The 19,776-nt window shown below is 36.7% G+C and carries 19 protein-coding genes; 11 read left to right on the top strand and 8 right to left on the bottom strand.

Annotated elements, in window-relative coordinates; genetic code table 11:
* Positions 1-192 precede the first annotated feature (192 nt).
* Positions 193-606 (top strand): alternative ribosome rescue aminoacyl-tRNA hydrolase ArfB, encoded by a 414-nt coding sequence (gene arfB / locus H4J38_RS12950; RefSeq protein ID WP_182132242.1) that lies wholly within the window; start codon positions 193-195, stop codon positions 604-606.
* 399 nt (positions 607-1,005) lie between these two features.
* On the top strand, positions 1,006-2,025 hold the full coding sequence (gene nudC, locus H4J38_RS12945) for an NAD(+) diphosphatase (protein ID WP_182132241.1): 1,020 nt from the start codon (positions 1,006-1,008) through the stop codon (positions 2,023-2,025).
* Between the two features lie 92 nt (positions 2,026-2,117).
* On the opposite strand, the gene H4J38_RS12940 is transcribed toward nudC, so the two are convergent.
* From H4J38_RS12940 to H4J38_RS12930, 3 genes are all read right to left on the bottom strand, one after another.
* On the bottom strand, positions 2,118-2,888 hold the full coding sequence (locus H4J38_RS12940; protein WP_182132240.1) for a peptidylprolyl isomerase: 771 nt from the start codon (positions 2,886-2,888) through the stop codon (positions 2,118-2,120).
* A gap of 224 nt (positions 2,889-3,112) precedes the next feature.
* On the bottom strand, positions 3,113-3,778 hold the full coding sequence (gene lepB / locus H4J38_RS12935) for a signal peptidase I (protein WP_182132239.1): 666 nt from the start codon (positions 3,776-3,778) through the stop codon (positions 3,113-3,115).
* 189 nt (positions 3,779-3,967) lie between these two features.
* A complete protein-coding gene (locus H4J38_RS12930) occupies positions 3,968-4,513 on the bottom strand; it encodes a hypothetical protein (protein WP_404842618.1) in 546 nt (181 codons plus the stop codon).
* A gap of 261 nt (positions 4,514-4,774) precedes the next feature.
* Here H4J38_RS12930 and H4J38_RS12925 point away from each other — a divergent pair, with 261 nt between their 5' ends.
* The 6 genes from H4J38_RS12925 (at position 4,775) to H4J38_RS12900 (ending at position 9,519) form a co-directional block, all read left to right on the top strand.
* Positions 4,775-5,293 (top strand): RNA methyltransferase, encoded by a 519-nt coding sequence (locus H4J38_RS12925; protein WP_182132237.1) that lies wholly within the window; start codon positions 4,775-4,777, stop codon positions 5,291-5,293.
* Positions 5,294-5,579: 286 nt separating this feature from the next.
* Positions 5,580-5,789 carry a cold-shock protein gene (locus tag H4J38_RS12920; RefSeq protein ID WP_077287100.1) on the top strand — a complete coding sequence of 70 codons (210 nt, stop codon included), beginning with the start codon at positions 5,580-5,582 and terminating at the stop codon, positions 5,787-5,789.
* Positions 5,790-5,887: 98 nt separating this feature from the next.
* Complete coding sequence (gene zapE, locus H4J38_RS12915; RefSeq protein WP_182132236.1) at positions 5,888-7,042, top strand: cell division protein ZapE; 1,155 nt, start codon at positions 5,888-5,890, stop codon at positions 7,040-7,042.
* A 226-nt stretch (positions 7,043-7,268) separates the two neighbouring features.
* The gene (locus H4J38_RS12910; RefSeq protein WP_182132235.1) at positions 7,269-8,072 is read left to right on the top strand and encodes a DUF2884 family protein; all 804 of its coding nucleotides are present in this window, start codon (positions 7,269-7,271) and stop codon (positions 8,070-8,072) included.
* A 138-nt stretch (positions 8,073-8,210) separates the two neighbouring features.
* Positions 8,211-8,981, top strand: a complete 771-nt coding sequence (locus H4J38_RS12905) for a tRNA-uridine aminocarboxypropyltransferase (RefSeq protein ID WP_182132234.1) — start codon at positions 8,211-8,213, stop codon at positions 8,979-8,981.
* A 100-nt stretch (positions 8,982-9,081) separates the two neighbouring features.
* A complete protein-coding gene (locus tag H4J38_RS12900; protein ID WP_182132233.1) occupies positions 9,082-9,519 on the top strand; it encodes a DUF3010 family protein in 438 nt (145 codons plus the stop codon).
* Between the two features lie 90 nt (positions 9,520-9,609).
* Here H4J38_RS12900 and H4J38_RS12895 read toward each other — a convergent pair whose 3' ends face one another.
* A complete protein-coding gene (locus H4J38_RS12895) occupies positions 9,610-11,760 on the bottom strand; it encodes a M3 family metallopeptidase (protein WP_182132232.1) in 2,151 nt (716 codons plus the stop codon).
* A 415-nt stretch (positions 11,761-12,175) separates the two neighbouring features.
* Here H4J38_RS12895 and H4J38_RS12890 point away from each other — a divergent pair, with 415 nt between their 5' ends.
* Entirely contained in the window at positions 12,176-13,234 is a 1,059-nt protein-coding gene (locus H4J38_RS12890; protein WP_182132231.1) for a lipopolysaccharide assembly protein LapB, read from the top strand.
* A 138-nt stretch (positions 13,235-13,372) separates the two neighbouring features.
* On the opposite strand, the gene H4J38_RS12885 is transcribed toward H4J38_RS12890, so the two are convergent.
* The 4 genes from H4J38_RS12885 to rpsT all read right to left on the bottom strand — a co-directional run bounded on the left by H4J38_RS12885 (position 13,373) and on the right by rpsT (position 16,532).
* Positions 13,373-13,885, bottom strand: coding sequence for a TlpA disulfide reductase family protein (locus H4J38_RS12885; RefSeq protein ID WP_220465549.1), 513 nt, complete (start codon positions 13,883-13,885; stop codon positions 13,373-13,375).
* 167 nt (positions 13,886-14,052) lie between these two features.
* On the bottom strand, positions 14,053-14,199 hold the full coding sequence (locus tag H4J38_RS12880; protein WP_182132230.1) for a hypothetical protein: 147 nt from the start codon (positions 14,197-14,199) through the stop codon (positions 14,053-14,055).
* Between the two features lie 269 nt (positions 14,200-14,468).
* Entirely contained in the window at positions 14,469-16,127 is a 1,659-nt protein-coding gene (locus H4J38_RS12875; RefSeq protein ID WP_182132229.1) for a dipeptidyl-peptidase 3 family protein, read from the bottom strand.
* A 144-nt stretch (positions 16,128-16,271) separates the two neighbouring features.
* Positions 16,272-16,532 (bottom strand): 30S ribosomal protein S20, encoded by a 261-nt coding sequence (gene rpsT, locus H4J38_RS12870; protein ID WP_182132228.1) that lies wholly within the window; start codon positions 16,530-16,532, stop codon positions 16,272-16,274.
* Positions 16,533-17,014: 482 nt separating this feature from the next.
* Between rpsT and murJ the strand changes: the two genes are divergently transcribed.
* Positions 17,015-18,595 carry a murein biosynthesis integral membrane protein MurJ gene (murJ, locus tag H4J38_RS12865; RefSeq protein WP_182132227.1) on the top strand — a complete coding sequence of 527 codons (1,581 nt, stop codon included), beginning with the start codon at positions 17,015-17,017 and terminating at the stop codon, positions 18,593-18,595.
* A gap of 134 nt (positions 18,596-18,729) precedes the next feature.
* Positions 18,730-19,677 carry a bifunctional riboflavin kinase/FAD synthetase gene (gene ribF / locus H4J38_RS12860; protein WP_182132226.1) on the top strand — a complete coding sequence of 316 codons (948 nt, stop codon included), beginning with the start codon at positions 18,730-18,732 and terminating at the stop codon, positions 19,675-19,677.
* Positions 19,678-19,776 lie beyond the last annotated feature (99 nt).

Raw genomic sequence — 19,776 nt, 5'->3', positions numbered from 1 at the left:
GTTTGGTATAACAGAAAAATACCTTTAAAATAGCTGCTTTTACAACAGGTCATTAGAGGTTTCATGCTAGAAGTTTCCAACAATGTTACTTTTTATGACGGGAAAATGGACTTTGATACTATCCGCTTTCAAGCTAACGACGGCCAAAATTTAATAAACTATTCATCGATATATATATCACCAAGGTAAATCATGTTAGAAATTTCGAGTACAGTAATTCTCGCTGATTGGGAAGTTGAGCTAACGGGAATAAGGGCCACTGGTAATGGCGGCCAACGAGTCAATAAAGTAGAAACGGCGATACATTTACGTTTCGATATTAAGCGATCTTCATTACCAGCCATCTACAAAGCGAGATTATTAAAGTTATCAGATGGTCGCATCTCAAGCGATGGAATTATCATTATTAAAGCGCAATCATTTAGAACACAATCAATGAATAAAGACGATGCTTTGAAGCGTCTAAAAGAGTTAATCAACTCTGCAATGGTTGTAAAAAAAGCTAGGCGACCTACTAAGCCGACAAAAGGCTCGAACCTCAGGCGATTAGATTCAAAGAAGAAGACAAGTTCTAATAAAGTATTACGTGGCAAAGTAGACCATTAGTAGATGCATCAAAGTATGAATGAAATTGTAAGCTCAACATGCTTGATATTCGATATTAATGCTTTACACACAATCACTTAAAGATAAGGGTATGAAATAAAATGTAATTTTATTAGTGATGAAGGCTCTATTTTTATTGATGTGTAGTATTTTTAAATACAAAATTATAATAAATATGATGTGTAATTAAAGTTAAAATTTTTGATCCTATCGATTATTGTTTTTCAAATTCCTACAAAGCGATGACACCAACAAAGCAACGAAAAAACGCCAAGTGACAAAAAATAAGTCGAAAGGTCGCAAGCAAATTAATGCACAATAAAGTTAACTTTTAATGAGTCGTTACTTTGTAAACAATATTGTTATTTGATCAACAGCATAAGTTTATAGGAAATTAATATGGATAATAGTTTAACGTTTTGTCAAATGCCACTTGATCGCGCGTCTACGTTAAGAAAAAATGGACTATGGCTGCAAGATAAACGAACATCTGAAGATAGCCATTTCTATTTTTTTTGGCGTGGTAAGTTTCTTTATTTTGAGCAAGAAATATGCATTTTCTCTCAAAAGAGTACTGTCGGTTTAAATGACAATATCTTTAATAAAAAATTGTTTACTGACGTTTTAGACAATAGCCCTGTAACCTTTTTAGGTACCAACAATAATCACAACGAAGAAGCACATTTCGTGTGCAACCTGTCACCAATGAATGAAATTGAGATCAAGCAATGGTTAGTAAATCTAGCGATTGAAGATATAAAATTTATTGATTTTAGACGCTCGATTTCACTACTTAATCACCAACAAGCAGCTGTCTTAAGTTATGCTAAAGCATTAATACATTGGCAACAAAGTGCCTTGTTTTGTGGTTGTTGTGGTGGGAAAACCCAAGCTATGGATGGAGGTCATCGTCGAATATGTGTTAATGAAAGTTGTCAAAAACAGCATTTTCCTCGTACTGACCCTGCTGTTATTATGTTGGTCGAATATCAACCGCAATCAGGTCCTGCTGTTTGTTTGCTTGCTGAACACCACAGAACGCCAGAGCAAGTTTTTTCAACCCTTGCTGGATTTGTTGATCCTGGTGAATCATTAGAAGAAGCTGTAACCAGAGAAGTATTTGAAGAAGCAGGAATTGAAGTTTCTAATGTTTGTTATATAGACTCGCAACCTTGGCCATTTCCAAACTCTTTAATGATAGGGTTTATTACTCAAGCACAGAGTATGAATTTATGTTTAGAAGAAGCGGAGTTGCGCAGTGCCGGTTGGTTTACTGCACAACAATTAGCAGAGTTTAATGAATGGGGCGATGAAGTTGACGGCCCGAAGCTACCTAGAAAAGAGTCGATATCGCGATTGTTAATTGATTTATGGTGCGAGAGGCAATTAAGCGCTACTGCCGATCTTATCAGTGAGTAATATGGACCCAGTTGCTATTTAAAATAGCATTTAGGTCCATGTATTATTGCCGTTATTACTTTTGAGCTTTTTTTAAGTAATAGCAACGCTGATTATTTAAAACGTCTTCTTAATGCAATTGCGCCGGTAAAAAACAAACTAAACCAAGCGATAGAGCCTCCGCCACTAGCTGATTTAGGTGGTGTCGGTTCAGGAGCTGTTGTTTTAGAGGTGTTTTTAATCGCAGCTAAGTTACCAGCAGTATTGACGGTTGCATCAAAAATTATCACCGTTTCGATAGTGACAAAGTTTTCCGTACCAGGAACAAAGTTAGCATCTGAGCATTGAGCTGCAGTAAAATCTGGCATTGGAATCGTGTTGCAACGAGGTATAGCAGCGATGGTATCAATATTTTCCATACCTTCAATTATTTCACCAAAAACCGCAAAACCACCATTCTGCGTATCTAATGAGGCAGAGCCTGCACTATTATCTGATAAATTAACGAACCATTGGCTGGTGGCGCTATTTTCGTTATTAGCAACTTTTGCCATAGCGATAGTGCCACGAACATTAGAATAAACGGGTTCATTTTTAATGGCACTATCAGTTGTAATAGATCTAAGTGGAAAGTCTCCAGAAAATTCAAAACCACCCGCTTGCATAACAAATTCAGGCTCAACACGATGCACAACAGTATTATTGTAGTCACCATCATTAATGTATTTTAGGAAATTAGCCACGGTTACTGGCGTTGTTTCATCGTGCAGGTTAACTTTGAAATTACCCTGTGAAGTGGTAAATTCCACTATAGTTGCAGACGAGGAAGTACTAGCAATCATAAGTGCTGCAATTGATATTTTTGAAAACGTAGAGAAAGTCATAGATTAATTTCTTGTGGCTTAATAGGGTAAGAAGTACAGGAATAATAATGGGCTTTAAAGGAAACAACAAGATAAAGCATGGCTTAACTTTGTATTGGTTGGTAAATATCGGTGAAAGATTAAATTAGGGCGCTTAATCGATATTAGCGCCCGAATATTGTTAACTATCGCTAGGATTTAAGTATACTTGTTCTACTCTGATGAGTTTCTCAATCATAACTTTACTATATCGACTTAAAAAATCGTTCACTGCGCGGTATTAAATAATTTTCATAATTTAATGAAAAGGCTACAGTATTTGACCTGCCAATAATTTCATTACGTGGTACTAATCCTATAACTCGTGAGTCAGCGCTATTGTCACGATTATCGCCCATAACAAGGTAATAGCCTTTGGGAATAGTGACGGCTTGAAAACTCTCTAGCTGATAATTTTTAGAATGTCCCGGTTTAACTTGAGTACGTATTAAATGACTATCACCGGCAATCTTCTCTTCACTTAAGGCAAAACCATCGTGTTCGGCAATAACTTTGTAGTCAGCAGAGTCTTGATTGATGTGTAATTTATTTTTGTGTAGCGATACTGTGTCGCCTGGAACGCCTATAACACGTTTTACTAAGCGTTTGTCAGCCGCTGCTGATTCAAAAATCACAATATCATTAGGTAACGGATCGGCTAACTTTACTAGCGAGTATTGGCTAAAGGGTAATCTTAAGTCATAGGCCATTTTATTAATTAAAATTCGATCGCCTTCGACAATAGTAGGCTTCATCGAGCCAGTAGGAACATCATTCCAGTCAGCCACCGCACTTCGAAAAACCAGCATTAAGCTTATGAATAACAATAAAGATTTATTTTCTTTTAATACGCGAAAAATATTTTTTCTCATGACATTCCTCTAATTAGCAAATAAAATTAACAAATATAAATAACGACTCAGCTTTCGACTAAATCGTTATTTTAAAGTTCCGCTATGATGCAAATATTATAGATAGGAAATGTAATTATTTATGTCTGCATACTTTAGTGTTTACATGTGTTGTTAATGATTATTGCTCGGTTTAATAAGCTCTACCACTTATTCATCACTATAACCCCAAGGTGCAACAGGCGGTGTTATAGGTGCTGTTAGATCAAAATCAACACGAAACTCACGACCCTGACGAATAAGTCTGTAGGTGAACTTTTCAGGGTAGATATACATTTGCCAAGTGTTACCCGCTGATTGTGGGATACCGGTATCAACAAATAATTGTTTTGAATATTGATCAGCCGGAAAAGACTGCATTTCTGCCCAACCAGCGTCATTAGTGTGGCCACCATACATAGTACTTTCGTCATGGCTACCATCTCGGTGGCGATGATCATGTTTTAATGACAAACCCGATCCTGTTTTAGTGATGATCCAAGTGCGTGAGGCGTCATCACCTACATGGAAAGGTATTTCGAGCTTTTCATCTGAACAAGCCCTGATATGCATAATCAGATCTTTATTTGCAAAGCTATCACCGATAGCATTATCTATGGTTACTTGACCTTGATAGGCTTTACCGCAGTGAACTTTGATACTGTTAAAGAAGCTATCATGTGTTTCGATAGAGACTAATGGTGCTTCACTCGCCATTGCAGAATTGGCAAAGTAAAAAAGACTGCTAGAAAGTATTAGCTTTAAAATATTTATTTTTGCTTTCATTAAGTTCACCTAAATTGATTGAGATTTAAAACCTTAATAGATGATGCTATCAGATAACTTGCTAATAGATAATTGAAAAATAGTATTATGCAAAAACTAAAGCATCAATATCATTGAAAATTTCCTTGTACTCTTAGCGCTTGCAGCGCAAAATTGCGCAAATAATGGTGTGAAATTTTGAGTGCAGTGTAGATGACGTTAAAAACAGAACATGTTGTGATTGGATTAACTGATCCAAAAAGTCCAGCAAATGTTGGTGCAGTAATGCGTGCAGCTGGTTGTTATCAAGCTAATGAAGTGCGCTATACCGGTGTACGATATGCAAGAGCAGCAAAATTTCACACTGATACTAAAGATGCATCACAAAAAATTCCTTTAAATGCCGTTGAATCGTTAACGATTAATTTAATACCAGAACAACATATTGTTTGTGTTGATTTAGTTGAGGGCGCTATACCATTACCCGAATTTGAACACCCGGAAAATGCCCTTTATATTTTTGGTCCAGAAGATGGCACCATAGCACAAGATGTTATTAATAAAGCTGATGCAGTCGTCTATGTGCCAACCATAGGTTGTATGAATTTAGCCGCGAGTGTTAATGTTTTGCTTTACGACAGATTAGCTAAATCCAAACACACAGCAGTAGGTGATGATTTAATTAAACGTAGTCGAGATACCAATAATACGGTAAAAGTTAAAGCTTGCTGAAGCTTTAACTAAGTTGGTGTTTAGTTTTACATATTGAAAAATATGATTTAACAATCCAGTAAAAGTGTTTTTTATTAGTAAAATTTATACTTTTATCCAAAATGGGTTGACTATTATTATAAAGTAGATAGAATACGTCCCAGCTAGAAAGTAAGACCTATATTTATGTACAAAGTTTCGAAGTTATATTAGTAAGTAGCTCGTCCTGTTTAATAAGTAATAGCAACACTTCCTGCAACACCGCCTTATTTTTGAGGCATCAATTACGAATAAATAGGATAATACAATGTCTAATACAACTACTGGTACAGTAAAATGGTTTAACGAGTCTAAAGGCTTCGGTTTCATCGAGCAAGAGTCTGGTCCAGACGTTTTCGCACATTTCTCAGCAATCTCTGGCGACGGTTTCAAAACTCTTGCTGAAGGCCAAAAAGTACAGTTTACTGTTACTCAAGGTCAAAAAGGTCCTCAAGCTGAGAACATCGTAGCACTTTAATTAATATTTATTAGCTGGTTACGCTAGCTAAAATATTAAATGTGTTAAAAAAAGGGGAGACATTAGTCTGCCCTTTTTTGTGCCTGTAAATAAATACAATGTCAGTAATTCATCAATATAAACAGCTCGTTACTCAGAATAAACTTAAACAAGATACTGAGCAGTGCAAAGCTGCCCTTGCTTTAGACGAATTGTCGCAAAAAATTATACGCGCACAAGATCAAACATCACTAGTTTCCACTATAAAAAATCTATTCACCAAGCACGAACCCATTCAAGGGATCTATTTTCATGGCAGAGTAGGGCGCGGGAAAACCATGCTGATGGATTTATTTTATCAACAACTTAACTTAACTCGTAAAAGACGGATTCACTTTCATCATTTTATGGAAAGTGTGCATCAAATGTTGAACGATTTTAGTGGTAAAGATAATCCTCTAATTTTAATTGCAGAAACTTGGGCAGACGAAGTCGATGTACTTTGTTTTGACGAATTTTTTGTTAATGATATTGGTGACGCCATGTTATTAGCGGGTTTACTTCGTGCGATGTTATCGAATGGCATTATCTTAATAGCAACCTCAAACTGTCCACCTGAGCAGCTTTATAAAAATGGCTTACAACGTGTAAGATTTTTACCGACCATTGATATTATTCATCAGTATTGCCAGATTATCTCTATTGACGGACCGCATGATCATCGATTATTAATGACTGATATTCCAGAGCTTAAATATCGAGACTTTCATATTGGCTGTGAAACACAAAGTAACTTCTTATCACATCACTTTACCCGGCTAGCTACTGGTAATATTCGTTATAAAGACAGCATTACTATCCACAGCAGAGCTGTTAATTTTTTAGCTTGCAGTGATAATATTATTTGGTTTGATTTTATGACGCTTTGCTCAAGCCCAAGAAGCCAAAGAGATTATATTAAGTTAGCAGATAACTATACCGCAGTGCTGATAAGTAATGTGCCGCAATTTAGTGGTGAATTAATTCCTGCGGTATTTTCAGGTGTTGAAGACGGCTACCAACGAAATGGCGTGGTAATGGGACAGCTTAGAGGGCTTGATGACGAAGCACGACGTTTTATTGCACTTGTTGATGAATTTTACGATAGAAGTATTCGCTTAATTATTACTGCCAATGTTGATATCGCTGAGCTTTATCAGGGTACTCAACTTAACTTTGAGTTTGCCCGTTGCCGATCACGATTGTTTGAAATGCAGCGATTAAATTACCTGTAGCCGCATTTATCTTCCTAAAGTATCAATTGTTAAATTAACCATAAACTTAATAATCTCACTAAATTATAGTCTTATTTATTTTCTTGTAAATGAAAGGTTTCGTCTTATCTATTGATATAAAACAAGTTTTAATTTTGGCATTAGATTTGTAAACAATAAGGTTAACAGGTGGTTTGTCGATATTTAAATCGCTCTAGAAACGCTAAATTTATAAAGGAAGATTAATATGAAAACATTGATTGCTACAGCACTAATTATTGCAAGTTCAGCGAGTTATGCACACGATAACTCTTTTTCTAGTGAGTCATGTAATGTTGACTTAAATGGCGGCATTAATATCAATGCTAAAGAAATCATTTTTTCTAAAAATAAATCGTCACTTTATACTATAACCAACAATGATACTCTGATAATAAAAGGCGAAGAAATTGCTTTATCATCTCATCAGAAATCATTATTACGTGATTATTCAACTCATATTCGTGATGTTGTACCCGAAGTAAAAAGCATCGCTTTAGATGCAATTGATTTAGCCATTGATGGCGTAAACTTAGCCTTTAACGAGTTGTTAGGGGAAGGGAATAACGTTAGCGCTGACTTAACGACACAATTAACCAGTATTCGTGGTGAAGTTGACGCTGAGTTTAGCAAACAAAATAGTTTTTATATTGACGAAGATGGTTTTTCTGGCAAAGATTTCTTTGGTGAAGATTTTGAGCAACGAATTGAATCTGCAGTAGAAAGTACCATTAAAAATTCTCTAGGTACTTTAATGATTGCGGTTGGTCAAGAAATGCTATTTTCAGGTGGCGATATGGATGCTTTTGAAACTAAAATGGATGATTTTGGCGAACTCATTGGCAACGAAATGGAAACTCGTAGCGAAGGTATAGAAAAACGTGGTGAAGCTTTATGTCAGTCAATAATTGTGATTGATGAAATGGAAGAGCAATTAAAAGAGAGTATTGATGAAATTTCGAATTATGATTTTATCACTGCTAGCGCAAAAACAAACCATAACGAGATTTAACTCATTGTGTTCCCATAGCTTAATAGCTTGCGGGTAGATAATATATAAAGCGCAGCCGAATTTCGGTTGCGCTTTTTTATTGCCAATACAACAGCTGCACGTTAAAGTAGCGCCCTCAATAGTCCTGACATACTCTTTATGCACGCTGTACAGCAACTTCACCAATATCGTAAAAGCCTAAGTACGACTACCTATAAATCGAGAGGTCAGCGAGTTATTCGTTGTGAATTGTGCCGTTTAGCAATGCCATTTTGTATTTGCGATTTGGCACCTAAGGTTAGCTCCCAAGCCGGGTTTTTGATGTTGATGTACGATACTGAAGTATTAAAACCGAGTAATACCGGTAAGTTGATAGCAGATTTGATCACAGATAGCTTTGCCTTTCTTTGGTCTAGAACCCAAGTAAATCCCGATATTATCACTTTGTTAAACGATCCTATTTGGCAACCTATGGTCGTTTTTCCAAAAGCATATGCGGGTGAAGAACGTGAAATTTTTGATAATGAAATTACTGTCCGCTCAGGGAAAAGACCGTTATTTATTATGCTTGATGGTAGCTGGCGAGAAGCTAAAAAAATGTTTCGCCGCAGTCCTTATTTACAACATTTGCCGGTTGTGTCATTTACACCAAAAACACCGGAAGATTCGACTGAGCTTAGCTCTCGTTATCAAATTCGCTTAGCGGCCAATAATACAGAGTTGGCGACAGCTGAAGTTGCTGCGCAGATTTTGTCTTTAGCTGGTGAGCAAGTCAATGCTGATTTACTTGATCTCTGGTTTGATGTTTTTAGTTATCAATACCAGCGCGGAGTTTGCCAAGTAAATAAAGCAAATCCAAATGCGGTCGCAGATTACACAGAGTTTGCCAAACGTAATGGCATTACTTTGGCAAAAGATATTACCAGTTAGTATTATTAACTACGAAAGCTGAACTTTAAATGCATGAAAACACTGCAGCTAAAGCAAAACTATTTTATAATAACGCACATTATAGCAACGAGGTTAATTTATGAAGATATGTGGTGTTGAATTAAAAGGTAACGATGCAATTATTTGTATCATGTCGCGGGAAAATGGGTTGTACGACATACCAAATACGCGCGTACAAAAAATTAGTCTTGTTGATGCAGCTGATGCTGAGCAAGTACAAGAGTTTCAGTTTGCTTTTGCAAAACTGATGGAAGACTACAAAGTTGAAAAAGTTGTTATTAAAGGGCGCGCTTTAAAAGGCAAATTTTCTGGCGGTCCAGTTGGTTTTAAATTAGAAGCCGCTATTCAACTTATTAAAGATTTACCGGTAGAAATATTAGCGGGTAGTTTTATCAAAAAGGCGTTAACACGCAGCCAAGTAGATATTGATTTTCGTGATACCGGTTTAAAGCAGTATCAAGAAAATGCATTTGAAACTGTTTTTGCTTTTTTTGAAGGCAGTATGTATTTGCAATAATACCAAGCGCGTTAACGCTTAGTTAATAGTTATAAAAAGGGTCGCTTCATAGCGACCCTTTTACATTTAGGAGCATGTATACAAATATTGTTACTTACTCGTTAAACCACGACGTTCAAGTAATGGTTCTACTTTTGGGTCTTGGCCTCTAAAACGGCGATACATAACTGTTGGGTCGTCTGTGCCACCACTTTCTAATACATGTTTACGGTATAATTCAGCAGTTTTTTGATCAAATATGCCATTCTCTTTAAAAGCTAACCAAGTATCAGCATCGTAGATGTTTGACCATATATAGCCGTAATAGCCTGCAGAATAACCACCAGCAAATATGTGCGAGTAATAACCTGTTTTATATCTTGGCGCGATTTGCTCAATCAATCCGATTTCTTTTAAAACATTTTTTTCAAAAGCGTTGGCGTCTTGTAGCTCAGCTGTTTCTAATGAATGCCAGCTCATATCAAGCAATGCTGCGGCTAAATACTCTGTAGTACCAAAACCTTGGTTGAACTTGCCTGAAGCTTGAATTTTTTCAACCAGTGCTTGAGGAATAACTTCACCTGTTTGATAGTGCTTAGCAAAATTTGCTAAGACTTCTGGCTCTGTCATCCAGTTTTCCATTACTTGTGAAGGGTATTCAACATAATCTCTTGGTAAAGCTGTACCAGTTTGAGAACGGTAATAGCCATCAGATAATAAACCTTGAATAGCATGACCAAATTCATGGAATAAGGTTGATGCTTGACTAAAGGTTAATAACGTCGGCTTATCGCCAATAGGGCGAGGGTAGTTCAACACGTTGTAGATAATAGGTGTAACTTCTTCACCATTCATACGGTATTGCTTACGGAAACTGCTCATCCAAGCACCACCACGTTTGCTTTCACGCACGTAATGGTCTGTCATGTAAACACCCACATAACTACCGTCACGATCATGTACTTCAAATGTACGTACCTCTGGGTGATATTTAGGTAAGTCATCACGCTCTTTAAAGGTAACACCCCAAAGTTTTTCTGCTGTAAAGAAAACCCCTTGTAGCGTCGCTTCTAATGAAAAATATGGTTTGGTTTCTGAAGCATCAATATCAAAGCGTTGTTTACGAATTTTTTCAGAGTAGTACCACCAATCCCATGCGGCTACTTTGAAGTCACCACCTTGTGCATCGATCATTTTTTGAATATCAGCCGTTTCTTCCTTCGCGCGTTCTAATGCGGCAGGCCAAACTTTATTTAATAATTCAAAAACATTTTCAGGGGTTTTTGCTGTGGCATTTTCAAGCACAAAGTGAGCATGAGTTTTATAACCTAGCAACTGAGCCTTTTGAAAACGAAGGCTTGCCATTTCGCTAGCAATTGCTTGGTTGTTATTGGCATTGTCGTTATTACCGCGCAAGGTATATCCTTTGTAGATAGTTTCACGTAGCTCACGATTGTTAGAGTAGGTCAAAAATGGATTTTTACTTGGACGATGCGTAGTGAATACCCATTTGCCGTCGTGACCGCGAGATGTTGCGGTATCGCTTGCTGCTGCAATAATGTCAGCCGGTAAACCGTCAAGGTCAGCTTTATTGTCAATTACCATTTCAAAGCCATTAGTTTCAGCGAGAAGATTCTCACCAAACTTTAGACTTAAACCACTAAGTTTTTCATTTAATTCACGTAATTTTAACTTATCAACATCGTTAAGGTTAGCACCGCCTCTTACAAAGCTTTTGTAGGTTTTTTCTAATAAACGCTTTTGATCTGTGCGTAAATTAAATGTCGCCTGATTATCAAAAACTTCTTTAACACGCATGAATAAAGCATCGTTCAGGGCAATATCATCACCTAAGGCTGAAAGTTTAGGCGAGATTTCTTTTGCAATAGCGCGCATTTCTTCATCTGACATTGAGCCAGTTAACCCATAGAAAGTACTACTGACCTTATCTAAAAAGTCACCAGATTTTTCCATTGCCACAATAGTGTTTTCAAATGTTGGGCGAGATTTAACGCTTGTTATAGCCTCTATTTCAAGCTTGTTTTGCGCAATACCATGATAAAACGCTGGTAAATAGTCACTTTTTTGAATTTTATCAAAAGGTGGAATGCCATGAGGTGTGCTGTATTCAGAAAAAAATGGATTGTTAGCATTACTATTTTCTACTTGCTCTACTTTTACAACATCAGGTGCGGTTGTGTTTGGCTGACAACCGGCTAATGCGATAGCAATTGCCAGTGGTGCGAGATAACGAGTTTTCATTAAATGACCTTTATTAGTTTATGCCCAAGGGCTGATAAGGTTAATTCAAAGTGATATATCACAATGAAGTTGTACTGATTCTATGTCGCACAAGACATAGGTACAAGAGCATGACTTAGAAATTCGATGAGTGGTTCGTTATAGGCGTCCAAATCCTCTAATGCTGACCTATGAACAAGGTTTCAATTATCCTTAAGTAAACTGTGCAACTAACTGGTTGTAAAACACTCGACAAAGTGTTGATAAATTTATAAAGTGGATTACGATGTTTTTCGTATATGGTGGGATTATTTTGTATTTAACACATAAGGATTTGAAAATGAAATATCTAAAGTGATTGTTGGTATTGACTCTCGGTGCATGTATAGGGTGTACGAGTAGTCAGTATGAGAAAGTACAACCAACAAGAGTCGATTTGAATGCGAGTTTATTTACACCTAATAATCCTGTAGTTTCTGAAGCAGATTTATATACGCTAACAGAGCAGCAGCAAGAAGAATTTTTAAACTTTTATCGGCAACAAATTGTTAAAGGGTATTTGCCACATGAAGCGGTTAAACGCTTTTTAGAAAGTAACTTATCTAAATTTACCTATTACGGTAAAACTTATACAGCTACTGAAGCAATGTCCAAAAATAGTGGCAATTGTATGAGTTTGGCAATATTAACCACAGCATTTTCTCGACTTGTTGGTGTTGAGATGGACTACCGAAAAATGCACTCATTACCTATTTACGAAAAGCACGGTAACGTTATTTTGTCTTCAAGCCATGTGCAGTCTTTGTTGTATGATCCTAGTTTTGTCGCTGAAGCTGATTACTTTTATATTCACCGTCCCGCTATAGTTATTGATTACCTTCCACAAGAAGGAAATATTCGTTCTAAATTAGTAAATTCTAATAAATTTTTAGCGATGTATTATGTAAATAAAGGCGCTGAGCTTTATATTAAGAAAGACTTTGATAGCGCGTTTGCTTATGCAAAGCATGCTTATTCACTGGACCAAAATAATGTTTCATCGATAAACTTACTGGCTTTATTACATAAGAAAAAAGGTGATGTAGAAAGTGCTGAGAGCTTGTATTTAGCTGCAATGGCAAGTACCGATGTAAACATTAGCGTTTTAGATAACTATGTTAATTTATTGCAGCAGCAGGGTAGGTTAAAACAAGCAGAAGACATTAAGTTTCGTATTGAAAATATTTATGATCCTAACCCGTATCATTGGTTGGAAAAAGCCCAGTTAGCGAGATATAACAATGACTATAGTGATGCTGAGCGCTTTTACCGTAAGGTAATTAAGTTAGCACCTTACGTGAAGCAAGCCTATTTTGAGCTACATGAAGTTTATCTTTTACAAGATAAGAAACAACAAGCAATTTCAACATTGGAACAATCACTAATGTGGTTACATGAGCCACAGCAAAAGCGTAAGTATAAAAAGCAATTATATCAGTTAAGTGCAGCTACTTAGCCATTACTCGACTATCTAACATTATTGAAAAATGCCTTTGTATTTATCGACCTTTGCTTATGAAAAATCAGATCACTTAATAAGTCAAAGGTATATAAATTACTTTTTATTTGTGTATCAATATCTAGAGTTAACTTGTTATTTAACTATCTCTTTAACCGCCAGTTCAAGGCGCGGGTCTGAAGTGTCAGAGCTAGTATATTTGAATATAACTTGGTTGTTCTTATTGATAAAATATGTGGTTGGTGTGCCTTTTACGCCATAAATCATAGCAACTTCATCGCCGTTAACGGCAGTAGGAAAGCTATAGCCTCTAGCGGTTAACTCATCTTGTGGTAATGCGCCGTCATCTTCATTAAAGCTAATAGCAACGAGCTTAACACCTTGCTGTTGATATTTCTTTTCAAGCTCGACTAGTTTTGGTTGTAGCACTTTACAATAAGGACACCAAGTCGCCCAAAAATGTAAAATTGTTGCTTGTCCATCGAATTGTGCTGAAGAGATAGTGTCTCCAGATTGAGTTTTAAGTTGCCAAACGGGTGCTTGTGGCGCAACGGCAGACTCTTCTGCATTGGCATTTATCGAAAACAAGCTGAATGTGACCAAAGCGACAGTAATTAATTTTTTGCTAAAAGTTTGTAGATAAATCAATTGAGATACTCATATAAGTGATTGCTTAACTAAATTGACCTCGCAAACTAGGTTATCGTTTCAATAAAGTTTATTTATTTTGATTTAATTGATTTTAATTGATTTTAATTGAGCTTCAACCGCCTAGTGGTTGCCACGAGGAGTATAATTTTTCGAATATTCAGACCTTACTCCTGATGAGAAGTAAACGGCCAATTTAAGGTGTTATTTTCTAATAGCCCAACAATGCCAGTTGCTAGTTGGATTAACCCGTTATTACCTGCCTTTAACCGGTAATCGTTTTGCTCACTACTGGTTGATAATTTATCAGTCATCACGCAGCTAGCTTAGCTAACCACAATCATCACAAAACCAAATATTTTTAACCGGCACCTTTACAATTACTTTAAATTACTATTTTTAAAACGCGGGGTCACCAGTTAAGAAATATATATTTAAGTTGTGATCAGTTTTTGAATAGGTATCTTAGGGACAGCCAGTATTGGTATACATTATTTTAAAAAATGGAAAAAAATCAAGGCTAAACAGATGTTTAGCCTTGATGGATTCGATATGCGTACTATTTAGCCATAGTAGTTTTTGACTAATTTAAGCCAAGTACTTTTTTACCTTGTTTAAAGGTGATGTCGACAGGGATCTTTGCTGTTTCTAAACTTGCTAAATCTGTCGCTAAATTACTGTTAATAACTCCACTTTTTGCGACTAATTTATCAACGCCATCGTAATCACCGTTTCCTTGTAGCGTCAAAATAAGTTCAGATAAAGAGTCAATGGCGGCAGTCATTCTATCGACATTAACGCTATATAAACCTTGTTCATTTCGTGAGAATGCATTTTGTTCTGCAAAGTAATTAAAACGCACCATATTAGCTTTACCGTGAGCCGAACTTGCACCAAAGCGAACTGAGCGGAATATGCCGGTTAAGAAGGTTGTGTAATAGTCTTCTAGCGTGCCTTCGGTGATAACGTTTTTAGCTAGTAATTGGCGTATCATGTAAAGCCCTAGAATGTCTGCTTTGCCTTCTTCTAAGGCTGAAGCGTGCTCTTTTAATGACTGGCGAACACTACCTTTGTCATTAATGGTGTTTTTAATGCCTAAACCGTGTGCAACTTCATGAAACATAGTATTAGCGAAAAATGCCGTAAAGGTTACATTTTTACGTTGTTCTGGCACAATCAGTGTTTCGGCAATTGGGGTCATAATAGCATCGAACTTTGCTCGCATAGCATTTTTTAGCTGCAGGCGACGAGTCCCTTTTTCTAGTTGTACCTGTTCGTCATTGGGTAAATTAATCGCGATAGTTTTACCACCCGCATTTGCATGGCCAGCATAATAAATAACATCATAAGCGTTTAAGTCAGCATCTGAGCCTGGGACTTCAGCTTTATATTTTTTACTTACGGGCAAGCCACGTTGTAATTCAGGTAAAAATGCGGCGTATTTGGCGAGCTTTTCGCTCCACGACATATCTTTGATCAGTACGTAAGATTCAAATGCAGCACGGTAACCAAAAAGTTGATCTTCATAAGTTTCAATCGGGCCTATGACAATATCAATAGGATTGTTTTTCATATCCATCCAAGCAAAGTCAGAAGCTTGGAAGTCGTCATTACGTATTGCCTTAGCGCGCATATTAAGATAATTAGCGAACTCTTTGTCATCAGCAAAGGTTGAAGCTTTTTCTAAAATTACCGCAATGCGATTAATTTCATCACTATAGGCTTCTGAAAAAGCAATAGTGCTTAATTCACCATCTTTGTTTCTTATTACCAGTGAATACAAACCATTTTTGTCATCAAATGTTGCTTTTTCAAACTCGGCTTTACTCATATCGCCAGGATAGAACTGAGCGCCATGGTTTTTAGCTGCTGTATTGGTTAGAAAAGCTTTGTCGCCATTTAGTCGATCCCAAGGACCATAATTAATACGGGCAAACTCTCTAACTTTTTCATCACTTATAGAAGCTAAAAAGCTGATTTTGTCTTGACCAAAAGCTTGTTGCCAGAAAAGATCGTCGATAATGTCTGAGGCTTCGATGAGTAGAGACAGCATTTTTTTCTGGTTAGTTGATAAGTGCGATAGATCGGCACTTAAGGTTACTGTTTTGTATATATCTAAGCGGTTTTGATATTCGGGTAATAAGTTAACACTTGCAGACGTGGTTGCTTCGGTGTTGTTGCCACCACAAGCCGTTAGAGTGCCAGCTATGATGAGCATATAAGTGATTTTTGAAATTTTCATGTAAGTCTCTCTTTATAAATACCGGCTAGAGACTAACAAAATCACTGATAAGCGCAAGCTCAAAGAATAATAAAATCTTCAACTTAAGGAATTTCAGATATAAAAAAACCGGCATAAGCCGGTTTTTTAATTCTTTACAAAAAATTAAAGCGCTTTTATAGCAGCGTTTATACGGCTCTTGCTACGAGCGGCTTTATTTTTATGAATAAGACCTTTGCTTGCATAACGATCTAAAATCGGTGCAGCAGCAGCAAATTCTGTAGATGCTTTTTCTTTGTCACCGGCTTCGATAGCAGAAATTACTTTTTTAAGTAAAGTACGCATCATTGAGCGACGGCTTGCATTGTGTTGACGGCGCTTTTCAGATTGTAATGCGCGCTTCTTAGCAGACTTTGAGTTAGCCAAGGTGAACTCCTAAAATTGAATAAATATTGCCTAAATTTAAGGCGACGAAATATGCCTGTTTTTAACTGGTTTGTCAAATAATTTACCGCTTTAATTTGACCGATCGGATAATTACCCGTTTGTATAAATAAAACCAATGGCGCATTCTAAAGTTTTTAGTTAAAAGTTGGAAGTGCTGTTGTACCTAGATTTGATTAATTTTCGATATATTTGCTATTTATATTACTTTTTTCTCAAAAAATTCACTTTTAGACCATAGATGGTGCGTTATTATATTATTAACAAAACTCAATTGTTAAAGTATTAAAGTATTGTCTATCAATTTGTAAAAGCCGCATAATAGGAAAATATTGTATATTAAGCTTAATTTTTGCTGGTTAAATCATTCATTAATATTTGTATCCGCTGATCCAGCGGACATGAATGTGTCGAAAACGCTTAATAAAATAAAATAAAATAAAAATTACATTGAGGTTAACTGCTTGAGTAAAAAATTAATTAAGTCGGGACTTATTGTCAGTGCTATGACATTAATTTCACGTGTGCTTGGCTTAGTGCGAGATGTTGTTATCGCCAATATTATGGGAGCAGGGGCATCTGCTGACGTATTCTTCTTCGCTAATAAAATACCTAATTTTTTGCGCCGTCTTTTTGCCGAAGGTGCATTTGCGCAAGCCTTTGTGCCGGTATTAAGTGAATACCACACACTTGATGAAGAACATACCACCAATGAAACCCGTAAATTAATTGCCCAAGTTTCAGGCACACTTGGCGTTATTATTACCATAGTTACCTTATTTGGCATGATAGCGTCGCCATTAATTGTGGCATTGTTTGGCTTTGGTTGGTTTTTAGACTGGTTAAATGATGGACCCGCTAGCGAAAAATTTGATCTTGCTAGCACGTTATTAAAAATTACTTTTCCCTATTTGTGGTTTGTCAGCTTTACGGCACTTTCAGGCGCGATATTAAATACCTATGGTCGCTTTGCTGTTTCAGCGTTCACTCCGGTTTTATTAAACGTAGGAATAATTGCTTGTGCTATCTACTTAGCGCCAGTGATGGACAACCCTGCTTTTGCTCTTGCTTGGGGGGTGTTTTTAGGTGGTTTTATTCAATTTTCTTTCCAATTACCCTTTTTATATCGTGCGGGTGCTCTGGTTAAACCTACATGGTCATGGAACTCTCCTGGCGTCACTAAAATACGTAAACTGATTATTCCTGCGCTTTTTGGTGTGTCGGTAACGCAAATAAATTTACTCCTTGATACCATTATCGCCAGTATGTTGATTACGGGTTCTATTAGTTGGTTATATTACGCTGACCGTCTATTGGAATTTCCACTTGGTCTATTTGGTATTGGTATTGCGACAGTAATATTACCTAGCTTAGCTAAATTACATACCAAAAAAGACACGCAAGAATTTAGTGACACGATAGATTGGGGACTTAGAATTGTCTCTCTATTTGGTTGGCCGGCTTTAGCAGGTTTAATGGTGCTAGCGCAGCCAATTATTATGGTGCTATTTATGCGAGGAGAATTTACTCAGCATGAAGTTTTACAAGTGTCTTACGCATTATTTGCTTACCTTTCGGGCTTACTGAGCTTTATGTTTATTAAAGTATTAGCACCCGGGTTTTATGCTCGCCAAGATACTAAAACACCAGTGAAAATTGCTATAAAGGCGATGGTGGCCAATATGGTCTTTAATATGATGCTGGCACCATTTTTTGGTTATGTTGGCTTAGCTATCGCAACAACTTTATCAGCCACACTTAATGCTATGATGCTCTATCATGGACTAAAATCCGCTAATGTTTTTCAGTTGTCGAGCAAAACTTGGTGGTTTATCACTCGTCTTGTGATCTCTGCTGGGGTAATGGCCTTCATTGTTTATCAAATATCCCCTGACTTTGATGTTTGGCTGTCTTATGGCTTTATCAAACAAGTGCAGCAACTGGTTATTTGTATTTTTTGTGGCATATCGAGTTATTTAATTTGCTTACTTTTATTAGGTATTCGACTTTCAGATATTAAGGTTGCACAAAATAGGCTTAATTAAGACCAGATTTATCTTGAAATATCTATCGCTAAAGGCTGATTCTTATTGCTGACTAATATATAATTCATCGGTTTTTATTCTTTAATGATTTAGCTCGTAGTAAAGCACTATTAGCAGTAAGGTTTTTTAATTTCATGCAATTAACACGTGGCATTCATAATATGCGTATTAGTGACGTTAAAAATCGTCAAGGTTGCGTGTTAACGATCGGAAATTTTGACGGTGTTCACTTAGGGCATAAACAAGTGATTCTAGCGTTAGTTGCAAAAGCAAAAGAATTAGATTGCGAAGCAGCGGTATTGGTATTTGAACCTCAGCCACAAGAGCTATTTTCGCCAGAAACCGCGCCAGCACGATTATGTCGATTACGTGACAAATATGCATTATTAAAAAACTTAGGTATAGATAGATTAATTTGTATCAATTTTAATAGGAAATTTGCTAGTCTAAGCGCTGAGACGTTTATTAAAGAACTATTAGTAAAACGCTTAGCGATAAAACACTTAATTGTTGGCGATGATTTTCATTTTGGTAAAAATCGCCAAGGTGATTTTTCCATGCTTAAAGCGGCTGGAAAAAAGTATGACTTTTCGGTAACTGATACCGCAAGCCATAAGTTAGCGGGTTGTCGAGTCAGCAGTACAGCAATTAGGCAGTTATTAGAGAAAGATGATTTAGACGGCGCGAAAACCATGCTCGGGCGACCATATTCAATTATTGGCAAGGTTTTTCATGGCGATAAACGTGGCCGTGAAATGGGTTTTCCTACCGCAAATATAAGATTAAAACGCCGTGTTTCTCCTGTTTCAGGGGTTTACGTGGTGCAGGTTAACAGCCAGTTTGGTGAACACTATGGTGTTGCAAACATAGGTTCAAGACCAACAGTTGCCGGTATTCGGCAACAATTAGAAGTACATATATTCAATTTTGATAACAATTTATACGGTGCAATCATTGAAGTAGTTATGTTGAAAAAACTACGTAGCGAACAGAAATTTAGTTCGTTATCTGCACTTATTGAGCAAATTGGTATTGATACAGAACAAGCTCGCACTTTTGTGCAGAATTTAGCGATAACTTAACGACATCGCCGCTATTAATTAGCGATAAACTAGCGATAAATTAAGCACAAAAATATAACACCACACTGAGCAAAGCTTCAGTGACTAAGACAACGGATA

Source organism: Colwellia sp. BRX10-3, from assembly GCF_014077505.1.
In the GTDB taxonomy this organism is placed as follows: Bacteria; Pseudomonadota; Gammaproteobacteria; order Enterobacterales; family Alteromonadaceae; genus Cognaticolwellia.
The sequence above is the reverse complement of the archived record's forward strand: the minus strand, read 5'-3'. Positions and strand labels throughout refer to the sequence as shown.